Origin of the sequence: Rhodococcus sp. 06-462-5, from assembly GCF_002258315.1 — a bacterium.
Classification (GTDB): Bacteria; Actinomycetota; Actinomycetes; order Mycobacteriales; family Mycobacteriaceae; genus Rhodococcoides.
In genome coordinates this window covers 54,865-70,378 of the sequence record NZ_NOYD01000001.1, presented here as the reverse complement: position 1 = coordinate 70,378, position 15,514 = coordinate 54,865, and the positions used below count along the sequence as shown (strand labels likewise).

At 64.8% G+C, this 15,514-nt stretch carries 14 protein-coding genes; 5 read left to right on the top strand and 9 right to left on the bottom strand.

Translation table 11 applies throughout. The annotated features are described in order from the left end of the window. Positions 1 to 14 precede the first annotated feature (14 nt). The 3 genes from CH251_RS00325 to CH251_RS00315 form a co-directional block, all read right to left on the bottom strand. On the bottom strand, positions 15 to 1,034 hold the full coding sequence (locus CH251_RS00325; protein WP_179273659.1) for a DUF5914 domain-containing protein: 1,020 nt from the start codon (positions 1,032 to 1,034) through the stop codon (positions 15 to 17). A 153-nt stretch (positions 1,035 to 1,187) separates the two neighbouring features. Beyond that, positions 1,188 to 2,333 carry an NAD(P)/FAD-dependent oxidoreductase gene (locus CH251_RS00320; RefSeq protein ID WP_179273658.1) on the bottom strand — a complete coding sequence of 382 codons (1,146 nt, stop codon included), beginning with the start codon at positions 2,331 to 2,333 and terminating at the stop codon, positions 1,188 to 1,190. After that, positions 2,330 to 2,665 (bottom strand): bifunctional 3-phenylpropionate/cinnamic acid dioxygenase ferredoxin subunit, encoded by a 336-nt coding sequence (locus CH251_RS00315; RefSeq protein WP_179273657.1) that lies wholly within the window; start codon positions 2,663 to 2,665, stop codon positions 2,330 to 2,332. The genes CH251_RS00320 and CH251_RS00315 overlap by 4 nt, the downstream gene beginning before the upstream one ends. 177 nt (positions 2,666 to 2,842) lie before the next feature. Here CH251_RS00315 and CH251_RS00310 point away from each other — a divergent pair, with 177 nt between their 5' ends. Genes CH251_RS00310 through CH251_RS00300 form a run of 3 tightly spaced genes read left to right on the top strand, consistent with a single transcriptional unit; the run spans position 2,843 to position 7,558 of the window. Then, positions 2,843 to 5,275, top strand: a complete 2,433-nt coding sequence (locus CH251_RS00310; RefSeq protein WP_094611316.1) for an FAD-dependent oxidoreductase — start codon at positions 2,843 to 2,845, stop codon at positions 5,273 to 5,275. 1 nt (position 5,276) lies between these two features. Continuing rightward, positions 5,277 to 6,416 (top strand): N-methyl-L-tryptophan oxidase, encoded by a 1,140-nt coding sequence (gene solA / locus CH251_RS00305; protein ID WP_094611315.1) that lies wholly within the window; start codon positions 5,277 to 5,279, stop codon positions 6,414 to 6,416. Continuing rightward, positions 6,413 to 7,558 (top strand): aromatic ring-hydroxylating dioxygenase subunit alpha, encoded by a 1,146-nt coding sequence (locus CH251_RS00300; RefSeq protein ID WP_094611621.1) that lies wholly within the window; start codon positions 6,413 to 6,415, stop codon positions 7,556 to 7,558. The genes solA and CH251_RS00300 overlap by 4 nt, the downstream gene beginning before the upstream one ends. On the opposite strand, the gene CH251_RS00295 is transcribed toward CH251_RS00300, so the two are convergent. From CH251_RS00295 to CH251_RS00285, 3 genes are read right to left on the bottom strand one after another with little or no spacing between them, the layout of a single operon-like run. Continuing rightward, positions 7,532 to 8,293, bottom strand: coding sequence for an IclR family transcriptional regulator (locus tag CH251_RS00295; RefSeq protein ID WP_094611622.1), 762 nt, complete (start codon positions 8,291 to 8,293; stop codon positions 7,532 to 7,534). The two genes, CH251_RS00300 and CH251_RS00295, sit on opposite strands and share 27 nt — an antisense overlap. 18 nt (positions 8,294 to 8,311) lie before the next feature. Further along, positions 8,312 to 8,623, bottom strand: a complete 312-nt coding sequence (locus tag CH251_RS00290) for an AzlD domain-containing protein (protein WP_094611314.1) — start codon at positions 8,621 to 8,623, stop codon at positions 8,312 to 8,314. After that, positions 8,620 to 9,318: an AzlC family ABC transporter permease gene (locus tag CH251_RS00285; protein ID WP_094611313.1), complete on the bottom strand. Its 699-nt coding sequence runs from the start codon at positions 9,316 to 9,318 to the stop codon at positions 8,620 to 8,622. The genes CH251_RS00290 and CH251_RS00285 overlap by 4 nt, the downstream gene beginning before the upstream one ends. A gap of 66 nt (positions 9,319 to 9,384) precedes the next feature. Here CH251_RS00285 and CH251_RS00280 point away from each other — a divergent pair, with 66 nt between their 5' ends. Then, entirely contained in the window at positions 9,385 to 9,942 is a 558-nt protein-coding gene (locus tag CH251_RS00280) for a helix-turn-helix domain-containing protein (protein ID WP_037195446.1), read from the top strand. A gap of 169 nt (positions 9,943 to 10,111) precedes the next feature. Then, the gene (locus CH251_RS00275) at positions 10,112 to 10,939 is read left to right on the top strand and encodes an SDR family oxidoreductase (RefSeq protein ID WP_094611312.1); all 828 of its coding nucleotides are present in this window, start codon (positions 10,112 to 10,114) and stop codon (positions 10,937 to 10,939) included. An 85-nt stretch (positions 10,940 to 11,024) separates the two neighbouring features. On the opposite strand, the gene CH251_RS00270 is transcribed toward CH251_RS00275, so the two are convergent. The 3 genes from CH251_RS00270 to CH251_RS00260 form a co-directional block, all read right to left on the bottom strand. Further along, the gene (locus tag CH251_RS00270) at positions 11,025 to 11,633 is read right to left on the bottom strand and encodes a response regulator transcription factor (protein ID WP_094611311.1); all 609 of its coding nucleotides are present in this window, start codon (positions 11,631 to 11,633) and stop codon (positions 11,025 to 11,027) included. Next, positions 11,634 to 12,716 (bottom strand): sensor histidine kinase, encoded by a 1,083-nt coding sequence (locus CH251_RS00265; protein ID WP_179273656.1) that lies wholly within the window; start codon positions 12,714 to 12,716, stop codon positions 11,634 to 11,636. Positions 12,717 to 13,116: 400 nt separating this feature from the next. Further along, positions 13,117 to 15,510 carry a phosphotransferase gene (locus CH251_RS00260; RefSeq protein ID WP_094611309.1) on the bottom strand — a complete coding sequence of 798 codons (2,394 nt, stop codon included), beginning with the start codon at positions 15,508 to 15,510 and terminating at the stop codon, positions 13,117 to 13,119. Positions 15,511 to 15,514: the final 4 nt, after the last annotated feature.

Sequence of the window (15,514 nt, the reverse complement as noted above, 5' to 3'; positions counted from 1 at the left end):
TGGTATAGCTCCACTCAGGCCCGGCCCTGCGAACGCAGCTCGTAGCGTCGCTCGGCGTAGTCGAGATCGTCCTTCCACAGCCGTGCAGCGGTGAAGTTCATCGCCGGTCGCAGGAGGCCGGATGCTTTGCGCGCCATCTGGAATCCCGGACGATCCGAACTTGCGATCGTGGCTTCGATGACGGCAGTACGCGGTGTGCCGTCGGCTGCGGGGGCCAGCGGCGTCGCATGCGTTTCGACGACGCTTCCCGCTCCTTCACCGTCGAGGATGCGCATCACAATGGTGCGGGGACCGGGGCAGACGAACTCGGCCCGCACCGGAACACCGATGCCGCGACTGACGCGGAAGGTCACATCGACCAGAAAGCGATCGTCTTCCTCGGGCACATCGATCTCGGTCGGCGCGCTGACCACCTTCAGCCGCGCGAACGAGTACGGGTGGAACCACGCACCGTGCCAGGGATCGAGGCGGTTGGCGATGATGTCGTCGGGCTCGCACTTTCCGACGAGAGTGACCACGCCGGCGATGGCCGTGGAGGCGGGCGGGCGGATCGGGACCACGGGGACGGGCGTCGGCTCCTCAGCACCGAGCTCGTCGAGCCGTACCCACACCAGAACCCCGTCGTCGAATGCGGGAACCGGACGCCAACCGGGCTTGCCCTTCGGCCCGAGCGCGAGACCGTGCCAGCGGCAGACCAATGTGTCGCATTCGATCTTCGCGGTATCCAACGCGGCACCGAGATGCGGGCACGCACCCGGGCCGATGTGCACCTTGCCCGCAGAGTCGCGCCACGCCACCAATTCGGTGGTGCCCACATACCGGCCGAACGGCTTGTCGGCCTTGACGTCGCGACTGGCAGCGAACACGAACCAATTGCCCGAGGTGCGCGTCTTCGCACGCTTCAAGGCCGACTCGATGACCTGGGGATTCGCACCCTTCCAGGTGGGCTCCTGCTTGGCCCACGACTCCGACGGCAGCGGCTGCAGCGGCATCGTCTTCGGCCACCGTCGTCGTACTGCATCCAGCGCGGTCATTGCTGCTCCCAAAGTCGACAATCGTTTCCCGTGTTCGATCACCATTGTTCCCGTTGGTGGGTACTCAATGTGACATTCGGTGGCCTTTTCGGGGGTCAATGTCACATCGAGTGGACCTGGGGGGCGCCATTGGCGGAGGGAAATAGCGGACGGTCAGGTCATCAGGGTCGAGGTATCGACCACCTGACGGCGCCATTTGCCGAAGGATCGGGGCGAGGAGACCGCGAGCACGGCGACCGGGCGATCATTGTGTCGGTAGACAGCGACGAAGGGCCCGGTGGTGGGGTCGCCCTCGACGATGTCGGCGGTGCAGTCGGGTCCGTGATGTCCGGCGAATTGGATCCGTGCGGCGTATTGGTCGGACCACACGTACGGCAGCCCGGTGAATTCCTTGGACCCACCGGTGAGGAGTGCCTCGACGGCGACGGCAGGTCGGGTGGCGGCGGAGGTCCAGTGTTCGTCGCGCCGAATCATCCCGGTGGCATCTCGCACCGCAGCGCAGTCACCGACGGCGACGACGGCCGGGTTCGCGGTGATCCCTCGCTGATCGGTAACCACTCCGCCGTGGATGTCCAAGCCGGATCCGTCGAGCCAACCGACGTTGGGCACCGAACCGACGCCGAGGACAACCACGTCCGACTCGATCATCGATCCGTCCGCCAATTCCACCGCACGCACTCGGCCCGCCTCGACGACGAATCCGGCCACCGATACTCCGGTCAGTAGTTCCGCACCGGCACTCCGATGCCACCCGGCGATAAGTGAGCCCAGCTCACTGCCGAACACGCGGGCAAGCGGAGTCTTCGACGCTTCGACAACCGTCACCGACGCGCCCAGTCCCACTGCCGTGGAGGCGACTTCGCTACCGATGAACCCGGCCCCGACCACCGTGACCCGAACTCCCGACGTCAGCGAAGACCGTAGCGCACGCGCATTGTCCAGGCTGCGCAGCACATGAATTCCGTCGATCCCGACCGTGCCGGGGAGGCGACAGGCCGCAGCGCCGGTTGCGATCACCACCGCATCGGCACTGATTTCCCCGGATGCAGTTGAGACCGTGGTCCCCGACAGGGCGGTCGCCGCGCAACCCAGACGCCACTCGACATCGAGGCCGTCGATGTCGAGTCCCAGTCCGGATTCGTCACCGAGAAGAAAACTCTTCGACAGCGGCGGCCGGTCGTACGGCAGGTGCACTTCGTCGCCGATCATCGTGATGCGGCCGTCGAAACCCTGATCGCGTAAGGCCCGCGCCGCGGCCACCCCGGCGAGCGAGGCTCCGACCACGGTCACCGACTTCACGGAGTGACCGCGATGCGGATGACCCCGTCCTCGACGTGTACGGCGTGTGTCCGTACGGGGATCTTCGCGGGAGCACCCAGTGCCGCTCCGGTGCGTAGGTCGAAACATGCTGTGTGGAGCGGGCATTCGACGGCGCAGTCCTCCACCCAGCCTTCGGACAGTGAGGCGTCCTGGTGGGTGCAGGTGTCGTCGATGGCGAAGAACTCACCTTCGACGTTGAAGATCGCGATCGGCGGTGCTCCGGCCGGGGTGATGCGCAGGGCCTCGCCGTCGGGGAGATCCTCGGCGCGACCGACGTCGAGCAGGACGCGGGTGGAGAAGGTTGCGGTCATGGTCGGGCCTCCGGGGACCTGAGGGTGTGCAGTGCTCGTGTTGTACCCAGCGTGAGATCACCCCGTTGCGGCGATGGAACGCTCGAGTTTCGATCGTGTGAATCTGTTGCGCTATACGAAGTGCAGTTCGTATTGTGCAACTAAATCAACTCGACGTACACCCCCTAGGAGCGTGTCATGTCCTCGAGCATCCCGAGGGTTGTGATCGTCGGTGCCGGAATCGTCGGCTGCAGCCTCGCCGACGAACTCACCGCACGCGGCTGGACCGACGTCACAGTCCTGGACAAGGGCCCGCTACCGCTCACCGGCGGTTCCACCTCGCATGCGCCGGGCCTGGTGTTCGCCACCAATTCCTCCCGGTCGATGTCGCGCTTCGCTGCCTACACGGCTTCGAAGTTCAAGAGCCTCGATTGCTTTCTCGGCGTCGGTGGCCTCGAGGTGGCGACGACGCCCGAGCGCGTCGACGAGCTGCATCGACGCCACGGCTTCGCCACCTCCTGGGGCCTGACCTCGGAGGTGGTGGACGCCGAACGCTGCCTCGAGCTCTACCCCCTGCTCGACCGCGGCCGGATACTCGCCGGTCTGCACACCCCCGACGACGGCCTGGCCAAGGCCGTCAAGGCCAGCGCGACGCAGGCCGAGCTGGCCATCGCACGCGGCGCACGTTTCATCGGCGGCATGGACGTTACGTCGATCGACCAGAGCAATGGTCGAGTCACGGCCGTGCGGGCGGGCGAGCACACCTTCGAGGCCGACATCGTCGTCTGCTGCGCCGGATTCTGGGGACCGGAGCTGGGCGATCTACTCGGGATGACGGTGCCGCTGCAGCCACTGGCACATCAGTACGCGCACACGACCGAGTTGGACCTGCCATCGCGTCGAGCAGGCACCGAAGCGGTTCTGCCCATCCTCCGTCATCAGGACGAGCGGCTCTACTACCGCGAGCACGGCGATCACCTGGGAATCGGCTCGTACCACCACCGCCCCATGCCCGTCGATTCTCGCGAACTCGGTTCCAGTGAGAACGTGACCGCGCAGAGCATGCCGTCGTCGATGCCGTTCACCGAGGCCGATTTCGAGGACGCCTGGCAGCGCAGCACCGAGCTCCTTCCCACTCTGGGAGAAGCGAAAGTGCAGCACGCGTTCAACGGCATCTTCTCCTTCACCCCGGACGGCGCACCGATCGTCGGTGAATCACGAGAAGTGCAGGGGCTGTGGGTATCCGAGGCGATCTGGGTGACGCATTCTGCCGGAGTCGCGAAGTCACTCGCCGAGCAGATGATCACCGGGCACAGCGAGATCGACATGCACGAGTGCGATCTGTACCGATTCGAGAAGACCGACCTGGTGCCGTCGAACGTGGCGCGGACCAGCGCCCAGAACTTCGTCGAGGTGTACGACATCATCCATCCACTACAGTCGAAGGTGGAACCGCGGCCGCTGCGAGTGAGCCCGTTCTACGGCCGCCAGCAGGAACTCGGCGCGATGTTCCTCGACGGTGCGGGCTGGGAGCGGCCGCACTGGTACGAGTCGAACAGCATTCTGCTCGAACAGCTTCCGGAACAGTGGCAGGCACCGAAGCGAGAGCCGTGGTCGGCGAAGTTCTGGTCACCGATCAGCGCCGTCGAGGCCTGGCGCACCCGCGAGGCGGTGGCGATGTACGACATGACGCCGCTGCGACGCCTTGAGGTCGGCGGACCGGGTGCGCTCGCGCTACTTCAGAACCTGACGACCAACCAGCTCGACAAGAAGGTCGGAAGCGTCACGTACGCACTGATGCTCGACGCGACCGGCGGTGTGCGCAGCGACGTGACCGTCGCGCGGGTGGCCGAGGATCGGTTCCAGGTGGGAGTGAACGGTCCGCTCGACGAGGACTGGATGCTGCGCCATGCCGGCCGTGATGTGTACGTTCGCGACATCACCGGTGCCACCGCCTGTATCGGGCTGTGGGGCCCGTTGGCGCGGGAGGTGCTGGCTCCGCTCACCTCGGCCGACATCTCGCATACCGGGCTGAAGTACTTCAACGGCAGGACCATTCACGTCGGCGGGGTCGACGTCTTGGCGCTGCGGCTGTCGTACGTGGGCGAGCTCGGCTGGGAGCTGTACACCGACGCCGATACCGCACTGCGGCTGTGGGACACCCTGTGGGACGCCGGGCAGGCGCACGGCGTGGTCGCAGCGGGGCGCAGTGCGTTCAACAGCCTCCGACTGGAGAAGGGCTACCGGTCGTGGGGCACCGACATGACCACCGAGCACGATCCGTATCAGGCGGGGCTCGGCTTCGCGGTGCGAAAAGCCAAGGGAGACTTCGTCGGAGCCTCGGCGTTGCAGGAAGGAGGCGATGGCCCGGTGCTGACCTGCCTGACGTTGGACGACCCGTCACACGTGGTGATGGGTAAGGAGCCGGTGCTGCGGGACGGCACCGCGGTCGGCTACGTGACCAGTGCCGCCTACGGATACACGATCGGCAAGACGGTGGCCTACGCCTGGCTACCGGCGGGGCTGCAACCCGGTGATCATGTTGCAGTGCAGTACTTCCGAGACCTACTACCCGCGACGGTCATGGCCGAACCGCTGGTGGATCCCGACATGAACAAGATCAGGTGTTGATATGACGTATGACGTGATTGTCCTCGGTATCGGCGGCATGGGAAGCGCCGCCGCCTGTCACCTCGCCCGACGCGGACAGCGGGTGCTGGGTATCGACCAGTTCGGACCTGCGCATGCGCTCGGATCGAGTCACGGTGGCTCCCGCATCTACCGGCAGTCGTACTTCGAGGACCCGGCCTACGTGCCGTTGCTCCTGCGCGCGTACGAACTGTGGCACGACCTCGCCGCGGACAGTGGGCGCGACGTGTTCACCGAAACCGGTGGCCTCTATGTGGGAAGGCCCGACGGGCTCACGTTCGGCGGAAGCCTGCGGGCCTCGGAGAAGTGGGGTCTGAAGCACGACGTACTCGACACCGCCGAGGCGCAGCGGCGCTTCCCGACGGTTCGGCTGCAGCCCGACGAGTTCGCCCTCTTCGAGGAGAAGGCGGGCATCGCGCGACCCGAGACGACGGTCGCCGCACATCTCGATCTCGCCGAGGCTGCCGGTGCCGAACTGCGCTACGACGAGAAGGTGCTGGGTTGGGAATCCACCGACTCCTCGGTGACCGTGACCACGGTGGCCGGCACGTACACCGCAGGTGCACTGGTTATTTCACCGGGAGCGTGGGCACCGAAGCTGCTCGCCGAGATCGGCGTACCGATGGTGGTCGAACGGCAGGTGATGCACTGGATCACCCCGGAGTCGGGCGAAGCGGCCTTCGACAGCTCGCACCACCCCGTCTACATCTGCGGGGACGGACCGGATCAGATCTACGGCTTTCCGGCCATCGACGGGGAGGGCGGCGGCGTGAAGATCTCGTTCTTCCGCGCCGGAACGCCGTGCGATCCCGACACCATCGATCGCACAGTGCATCCCGAGGAGATCGCTCGACTGCAACAGCGCATCGTCACCACGTTTCCGGCGCTGTCCGGACCACACCAGGATGCGAAGACCTGCATGTACACCACGACACCCGACGAGCACTTCGTTGTCGCGAAGCACCCGGACCACGCGAATGTGACGGTGGCGTGCGGGTTCTCGGGGCATGGCTTCAAGTTCGTTCCGGTGATCGGAGAAGTCCTCGCGGACCTCGCGATCGACGGCGCCACGAAACACCCCATTGCGCTGTTCGACCCGGCGAGATGCGCGGTGTCGGCATGACCATGGTCGATCCCGAACTGCAGCCCACTCTGCTTCCGACGCTGAGGGGCGAAACCTACGTCGATCCCGCCTATTTCGTCCGCGAGCAGGAGCAGATCTTCGAGCAGATGTGGTTCTGCGCGATCAGATCGGACGACATCGGAGAACCCGGTAAATTCCGCACGGTTCAGATCGGTCGAGAGTCGGTCCTGGTCAGCCGCAATCGGAAGGGCGGTGTGACCGCGTTCTTCAACATCTGCCGACACCGCGGCGCGACGCTGTGCACCGAGGCGTCGGGCACGGTGCGGCGAAACTTTCAATGCCCTTATCACGCATGGACGTACGATCTCGACGGCAAGCTGATCGCAGCTCCGAACCTGATCGACATGCCGATGATCGATCGGGTGGAGTACGGGCTGCGGAAGGTGCACGTACGGGAATGGCTCGGGTACGTCTGGGTGTGCGTGGCCGAGGAGGCCCCGTCGTTCGAGGAGACGGTGCAGGGCGACGTTCGCGAACGACTCGGAGGTGTGGGTGCGATCGATTCGTACGACATGGATTCACTCGCCCTCGGGCGTCGGATCGTCTACGACGTCAAGGCCAACTGGAAGCTCATCGTCGAGAACTTCATGGAGTGCTACCACTGCGCGACGATTCACCCCGAGCTCACCGAGGTACTACCCGAGTTCGCCGACGGTATGGCCGCGCAGACGTACGTGGGCCACGGTGCCGAGTTCGGCAGCGACATAGCCGGCTTCACTGTCGACGGCTCGCATGGCTTCGATGCGCTCGACGGTGTGGGGGAGGATCGGGATCGACGGTATTACGCCATCACGATCAGGCCGACGGTCTTCGTCAACCTGGTTCCCGATCACGTCATCATCCATCGCATGTTCCCGATGTCCGTCGATCGTACGGTCGTCGAATGCGATTGGCTCTATGCCCCTGCGGTGGTGGCAGATCCGCACAGTGCGGCGACGATGGACAAGTCGGTAGAGCTGTTCCACCGCGTCAACGAGCAGGACTTCGAGGCGTGCGAGCGGTGCCAGCCGGCGATGTCGTCACGGATGTACCGGGACGGCGGCGTGCTGGTGCCCGCCGAGCATCACATCAGGGCGTTCCACGACTGGGTCGGATCACGCGTTACCGGACCAGCCCAATAGCGTCGAGACGCGCTGCGCAGCAGCGAGAACGGATACCCCTGCGGCCGTGAGTCGGTCCTCGTCCAGTCGATAGGCGGGGCCCGAGACGGTGATCGCACCTACCGCGGAACCGTCGTAGCTCAGGATGGTTGCCGCCGTCGCGTTGAGTCCGATCTCCAACTCCTCGCGCGCATAGGCGATTCCGGTGGCTCGAACCGTCTCGATCTCGTCGAGCAGATCGGCCTTGGTGGTGATGGTGTTCGCCGTGAAGAGTTCGAGATGACCGTCGACGCCGGCCTTCAGGAGCGAGTCGTCATACGCCATCAGGGCTTTCCCGCTGGACGTCGCATGCAGAGCCGACCTCTCACCGAGCCAGTTGTGACTGATGATCGACGAGCCGCCGCGGACCTGATCGATGTTGACGGTCACGTTGCCGTCGGGCACAGCGATGTTGACGGTCTCGCCGATGGTGTCGGCGAGCTCCTGCAGGATCGGTCGTGCGATGCGGGTGATGTCGAGTTGAGTGGATACGGACGTGGCGAGGCGGATCAGGCCGATGCCGAGGCGGTACTTGCCGCGCTCGCCGGGTTGTTCGACGAGTCGGCGGAATTCCAGTGCGCTGAGCAGGCGAAAGGCCGTGGACTTGTGTACCTCTAGGTGCGCCGCAACGTCCTGCACGCCGGATTCACCGTGGTCGGCAAGGTATTCGAGCACCTCGATCGCGCGGTCGACGGACTGGACAGGGGACTCGGACACCAACCCAGTGTTACAGACTCAGCTGAGGCCGACCCATCGAAGTCCCGCAGTAGTGGCCGCTGCGGCGAGAACGATGACGACGAACGGCGCTCGTCGCCAGGCCAGTACTGCGGCAACAGCTACTCCTGCGGGCAACGCGAATCCAGCGAAGTCCTTGCCCACGAGGAGCGTCGACGTGGCGACCAGTGCGATGAAGATGACGGCGACGGCAGTGGTCATCACCTTGTCGATGCGAGGTGAGATGGTGACTCGGGTTCGGAGTGCCGGGCCGGCGATGCGGAGCGCGTAGGTACCGATGACCAGTGCAAGTAGGGGAATCGTGAGGTTCACGCGGATTCCTTCTGTGCGGCAGGAGCATTGGAGAGCATGACCGGTACGACGGCGAGCAGTGCCAGAAGCACGGGTAGTCCTCTGGGCAGGAACATCGATGCGACGAGCGCAATGCACGCTCCGACGAGGGCTGCGTTGCGGGTGGCGCGGTCTCGGAGCGCAGGCATGATCAATCCCAGCAGGATTGCCGGGAATGCGGCATCGAGACCGAGTGCGGCGGTATCGGTGATCGCACCGCCGCCGAGCGTGCCGACCACGACGCCGATGTTCCAGGTGACGAACAGTCCGATCCCGCACAGCCAGAACGCTGTTCGACGGCTGCCCTCGTCCCTTTCGGCAACGCTGAAGGCCACCGCCTCGTCGGTGATGAGATGAGTTCCGAGTACCCGCTTGACCGGTGAGACGTTCCGAAACACCTCGCCGATGGAGAAGCCGAGCGGAACCAGTCGAATGTTGGCGAGCAACGCGCTGGCGACGGCGGCAACGGGATTGCCACCGGCCGCCAGAATCCCGACGAAGATGAACTGGGAGGAGCCCGCGAAGACCACCAGTGACATCACGACCGGCAGCCACAGGGGCAGGCCCGCGGCTACCGAGATGGCGCCGAACGATGCCCCTACCAGGGCGTCGGCCAAGCAGACCAACGCGATGTCGCGGATGTTGACCCCCTGCAGGGTTCGCCATGTCGAACGCATGGTCGTTATAGTGGACCCTGTTAGGCTGTTCGTCAAATCAAACGAACCTACCGATGGAGTGAACGAATGGCGGATACCGGTCCACCGATAGCGGCCATCGCTGCTGCTCTTCAGCAGGAGCGACGACGCGTCGGCCTGTCTCTCGCAGAAGTGGCTCGCCGAGCCGGCATCGCCAAATCGACTCTGTCGCAACTGGAATCGGGTACCGGCAATCCAAGTCTGGAGACACTGTGGGCCCTCAGCGTCACCCTGGACGTGCCGTTCTCAAGACTGGTCGAGCCCGCGAAGCAGTCGGTCCGTCTGATCCGTGCGGGGGAGGGGCCGAGATTCGCGTCGGACAGGGCGGACTACACGGCGACGCTGCTGGCGTCATCTCCACCGAACGCTCGACGGGACATCTATCTGATCAGCGCGGACGTCGGCGAACCGAGGCGCTCGGACCCGCATTCGCCGGGAGTCGTCGAACATGTGGTGCTCAGTGCCGGACGGGCCATGGTGGGGCCGATGGGTGAGGCCGTGGAACTGGCCGCGGGCGACTACGTTGCCTACCCTGGCGATGTGCCGCACATCTTCGAGGCGCTGGAGCCGAACACCATGGCGGTGATGATCACCGAACACAGCTGACGGTGGGTGGGAATAGTCGGCGGGGGTGTCTCGTTGGACTCTTTCGACGGCGTTCGCTTGGCAAGCCCCGGGCCTCACCCCATTTGTCGCTTCGAGCGACCACTCGCCGAGAGGCGTTTGCAGCGGACGTCGTCCCTACTTTTGTCCGTGTAGCGAAGGGACGAGATTCATGGCAGCGAAGACATGGTTCATCACCGGTACATCCAAGGGATTCGGACGGGAGTGGGCGATCGCAGCCCTCGAACGTGGCGACCGGGTCGCAGCAACTGCTCGCAACACCGACACGTTGAAGGATCTCGTCGAGCTATACGGCGACGCCATCCTGCCGATCGAACTGGACGTGAACGATCGCGCGGCCGACTTCGCGGCTGTGCAGCAAGCCCACGACAAGTTCGGTTCGCTCGACATCGTCATCAACAACGCCGGCTACGGCCAGTTCGGCATGATCGAGGAACTCTCCGAGGAAGATGCCCGCGCGCAGATCGAGACCAACGTCTTCGGAGCGCTATGGGTGACGCAGGCGGCGCTGCCGTTCATGCGTGAGCAGGGGAGTGGCCACATCCTGCAGGTGTCGTCCATCGGCGGAATCTCCGCATTCCCGAATGTCGGTGCGTACCACGCCTCCAAGTGGGCTCTCGAGGGCTTCACTCAGGCGTTGGCCCAGGAGGTCGAGGACTTCGGTATTCACGTGACGCTGATCGAGCCGGGTGGGTTCTCCACCGACTGGTCCGGCCCGTCTGCCAAGAAGTCCACCGACATCGCCGCGTATGACCCGGTTCGGGACAAGGCTGCGAAGCTGCGCAGTGCCCGGCAGGCAACTCCCGGTGATCCGAGCGCAACACGGTCGGCACTGCTCAAGGTAGTCGACGCTGAAAAGCCGCCACTGCGAGTCTTTTTCGGTGATGCGCCGCTGGAGATCGCGACGAAGGACTACGAGTCGCGACTGGCCAACTGGCGCGAATGGCAGCCGGTAGCCGTCGAGGCACACGGAGGCTGAGTCCTCAGCGGACCTGAGGGTTCACAATCGCATCCGATCGGCGGCTTTTCGCGCATCGAGGTCGATCGTGAACCACCGGGTGCGTCTACAGCCACCCGTTTTCGCGTGCGGTGCGGATGGCCTCGAGTCGACTGGTCGAGCCAAGCTTGGTGATGGCACTGGAAAGGTAGTTGCGCACGGTTCCTGGGCTGAGGAACAGGCGCTCTGCGATGGACTTGGTCGACAATCCCGCGTCGACCAAACGAAGTACGTCGAGTTCACGGTCGCGCAACGGATTCGGTCCGGCGCGCAGTGCCTCGGCGGCCAGCGCCGGATCGATCACAGTGTGTTTGGAGACGACAGCCTTGATGCCGTCGAGCAGATGCAGTGCATCGGTGGACTTGAGCAGATAGCCGTTCGCGCCGGCAGCAAGAGCGTCGTGCACATGTCCGCTGCCGGGTAGCGCGGTCAGCAGCAGAACCGGAATTGCGACCCCTGCTCCACGCAGGTCGGCGGTGGCCTCGATACCGGTCATCCCCGGCATGTCGATGTCCATCAGGATGATGTCGGGATTCAGCTCGGCAGCGGCACCGCGTACTTCGTCGCCGCGGGCCACTCGTCCGACCACCTCGATGTCGGGGTCGGTGGAGAGCAACACCTCGAAGGCTTCGGCCAGCAGAGCCACGTCCTCGGCCAGCAACAGCCTGATTGCCACTTACTCCCCCTTGCTCAGCGGTATTCGAGCCAGCACGACGAATTCTCCGTCAGAGGTGCAGTCCGTTGTGAATTGCCCCCCGAGTTGGACCACCTGATCGGTCAGGTCTGCAATGCCCGTTCCCGTACCGCTGATCCCTCCACGGGTTACGCCGTCGTTGGTGAATTCCAGGACGTGTGACTCGGACTCCTGAGCTACGCGCACCGAACAACGACGCGGATGCGCGTGCTTGAGCATGTTGGTCGACGCCTCCCGCACGATCGCCGCGAACACCCGATCGACGTCCTCGTCCGCGGGCGCTTCGACTGCCGCGTGGCAGAAGATGTCCAGTCGGGCGCACATGGCTTCGACCGTCGCGAGTTCGGAGGCCAGGTCGGCCAGAATCGGTCCGGTGGTCAGCCGTCGAAGATCTGCCTGACCGGCACTGAGCACCTGATGCACGTGGTCCAGCTGCTCGCGTGCACGATCCGGGTCGACAGTGAACAGCTGGATCGCAGCTTGATTACGAAGCAGGGCGGTCACGAGAGTCCGGCCGATGACGTCGTGCAGATCCCGCGAAATTCGGTGCCGTTCGGCGTCCACCTGCAATCTGGCCACCTCCTCTCGTGAGGCATGAAGTGCGATGAGTGATCGAGCGAGTTCGGAGAAGGCGATCAGGACCACGGCCAATCCTGCTGTCCCCAAGAGGATGCCGAACGCCTCGACGGTGTCGTCTCGGTCGGCGTAGACGGTGGCTACGGTCACGAGCGCGAACACACTGCCGATCGTGATCGCAGCCCTGCTTCCTCTGACCAGAGTTGCGGCGATAGCTACGGAGATGCAGCAGGTTTCCCAAGTCTCCGACAGCGGGATGTTGACAATGCCGAGTGGGACAGCAACCCACCCTGCAACCCTCAGCTTGGGGCCGACATAGTTATGGGCGAGTGCGTACTGAGCCAAGGCCAGGACGGTACCGACGAATATGACGATCGCGCCTGCCACCAGTGCGACCGGTATCCCGGTGATCCCGCGTCGATCGAAGATGTTGGTGAGCCCGAGAAAAGAGATGAGCGCGACTACGAGCCATGTCGCAGCGAAAGCCACGGACTCGCTGGGGTATTTGTCGTGGGAACGGGTACGGCCATGTTGCACTGTCACTGAGGTCGCTTTCTCGGGTGTCGACTCACACTATCGATCGATGGGCCGTTCCGCAGGCTCCATACTTCTGTGATCCGAGGGCTTCGAGCAACCGCACCGGTGCAGCAAAATGGTTCGGTCAGTGGCACCAACCATTGACCGAAACCCCGCTCATGGCGGCGACGATGTCGATGGAGTCGGCAGACTTGTCGACGGTGAGCTCGTGCAGTTCGGCGATGTTCATGATCGGACCCCTCGTTCGTGTGGATGTGACACCGAAAATATTGCCGAAGTGAACCCCCCGAGCGGCAGTACCTGTCATCACGTGTTCCGTATGACGCGGTGCGCACCGCGAACATGACACCCGTCATGTCGAGAACCCGCAGCTCGACGCGAATGCGGCTACCGGATCTTGCGCGAGAGCTATCAGTGCCCCGGCGGCTCCGGTCGCGAGATCTGTTGTGTATCGGGCATTCTGGTCGCCCTTGAACATCGTATTGCTGTCGACGGTGCCGACGGACCAGTTCAATCGGCGGGTGAGTTCGGGTAGGTAGGGATGCTCTCCGTTGGAGATGGCGTCGGCGGCGACGGCCAGTCCGGCTCTACCCTCGTACAGTCCGCCGAGCGCCACGATCGGTGTCGCCACTGCTGCCGAGAGCCCGGCGATCACATCCGAGTCCAGTTCGATTCCGCAGAGCTTCGCGGCCACCGCGACGCCGCCACTGCCGCGCCCAAGATACGGCAACAACTTCGCGTCCTGTCGTCCGTAGAGCCCGTTGGCTCGCTGCTCGCACGACTGCAGATCCCAATCGAGCGCAGCATTCGCGGCAGCATCGGTGTCGCCTTGGAGAAGATCCCCGAGAGCTGCTGCAGCGCAGGCGACTCCAGCGCCACCGAACCCGATTCCGGGGACATGATCGGCGGGACGAGTTCCTGATACCGGTAGAGCCTCGGTGAGTTCGAGCGCTGTTTCACGGAGATCGTCGCGTCCGGTCGCGCGAGCCATGTGGGCGAACGCCAGAGCGATGCCGGCCTTTCCATTTCGCCACCACGGGCACGAGGTGTCGGGTCGGCCGTCGTCCAGGCGATCGAGTACCTGCTCGGCCGAAGACAGATCACCCAGTTCACTTAAAGCCCAGGCAATTCCGTGCCCTCCATCACCGAATCCGGACGGCAGTAGCGGTGCTGTGAGTGCGGCGTTCGCCAGCCACTCCACCCCGGCGTCGAGAAACGCGCGGTCCGCTCCGCAGCGTTGCAGTTCGACGAGTACCCCTGCCGTCCCCCACAGCAGAGACAAGCCCGCACCGGACACGTGAAATCGGCGATGGTCGACGGGAAACAGCGAATCCTCCGCGTCGAATGTTGCTGCGCTGCATATTCCGGAAACCAGTTCGGTGGTAGTCGGCACCGGCAATCGGTCGCGATGCGGGGCGAGCCCGAGATCGGCCCGGGCTCCGGCCAGCATGTCGGCGCGCACCGCTGCCGACGTCACGTTCGCGACAGCAGGATGCAGCAATGCGTCGACGATGTTGCGCGCGGCTTCGCGATCGCCCTGCGGTGTGGGAGGTTCTCCGTTCGAGTAGCCGGCCGCCACGATTCCGCGAGAGCACGAGACGCCGTCGATCGCGCACGACTCGAAATCGATTATCGTCGCCGAACCATCCTCCTGCATCACCACATTGGCAGGATGCACGTCTCCGTGCGCAACGCCTGCGGCGTGCACGATGTCGAGTGTGCGGCGCACTGCGGCAAGTACGTCGTCGATCCATCCGACGTACCCCGAAGCTTCCACGTCGAGACCGGGAATGACGGCGGGATGACGGCGTGCTTCGTGATGAACGAGTGTGCCGACCCCTACGTCCTGCATGACGAGGAAGTCGCTGGGGCCGATGGTCCCGTACCAGATCGGCTCGGGCGCAACACCTTTCCCTGAGAGTCGTTGTAGCGCAATATGTTCCTGCGTAAGCCGGATGGGCGCGGCAAGCCCGTCGAGATCGAGGCCGGCGCGATGACGAGCTTCCTTGACGATGACGGCGCGTCCGTCGTCCCACGTACCGCGGTACACCCCACCTGCATTGGTGCGATGAATCAGCCGCGCGTCCCGAAGCGGCAGGGTTGCCGCGGTCAGAGTCCGGCGATGCTCGGCCGCCACTGCATCGGCGTACGGGTGCGGGGGCGACTCGCCTGCCGAACCCCGGCGGTCGTGCTCGAGCTCCCCACCGCGACGTATGGCCGGCACCACGCCGTCCCCGGTGGCCAGCCACTCGCCGACGAACGCGCCGAAGCGCAGGTGCACCGACGAGGTCCCGATTCTGGGTTCACCGACGATGTCCGGCCCCTCGATACCGTCGAGCGCGTCCACCAGAGCCAGGCAGAGATCCTCCAGTGCGTCCGGCTCCGGGTAACACACCACGACTTTGCCGCTGTGGGTCGTGGGCGCAAACTTCGTCTGCAGCGCGTGCACGAGGCCGGACGAGCGGAGGTGCTTGAACGCGACACCGTGATCGACGCACACGCGAGCGGCGAGTCCGATCGCTGCCGCCGCCTGATCGGGGTGCGCGGAGATGTGTACCTTCCAGCCGGAGGGCGCGAGCGGGGCAGCCGGGGAGTGTGACCGCCACGGCCCGCTGACGCGCGAAGTCCACAGCGGGGGGACCGCGGGATCGGGGAAAAGACCCCGCAACCAGGGTGAACCCTCCGTCCAGGGCGGCGCGAAGAAGTGCTCGTGCCCCAGTGCGAAGAACCCCCAGTCGACCCCCATGCGG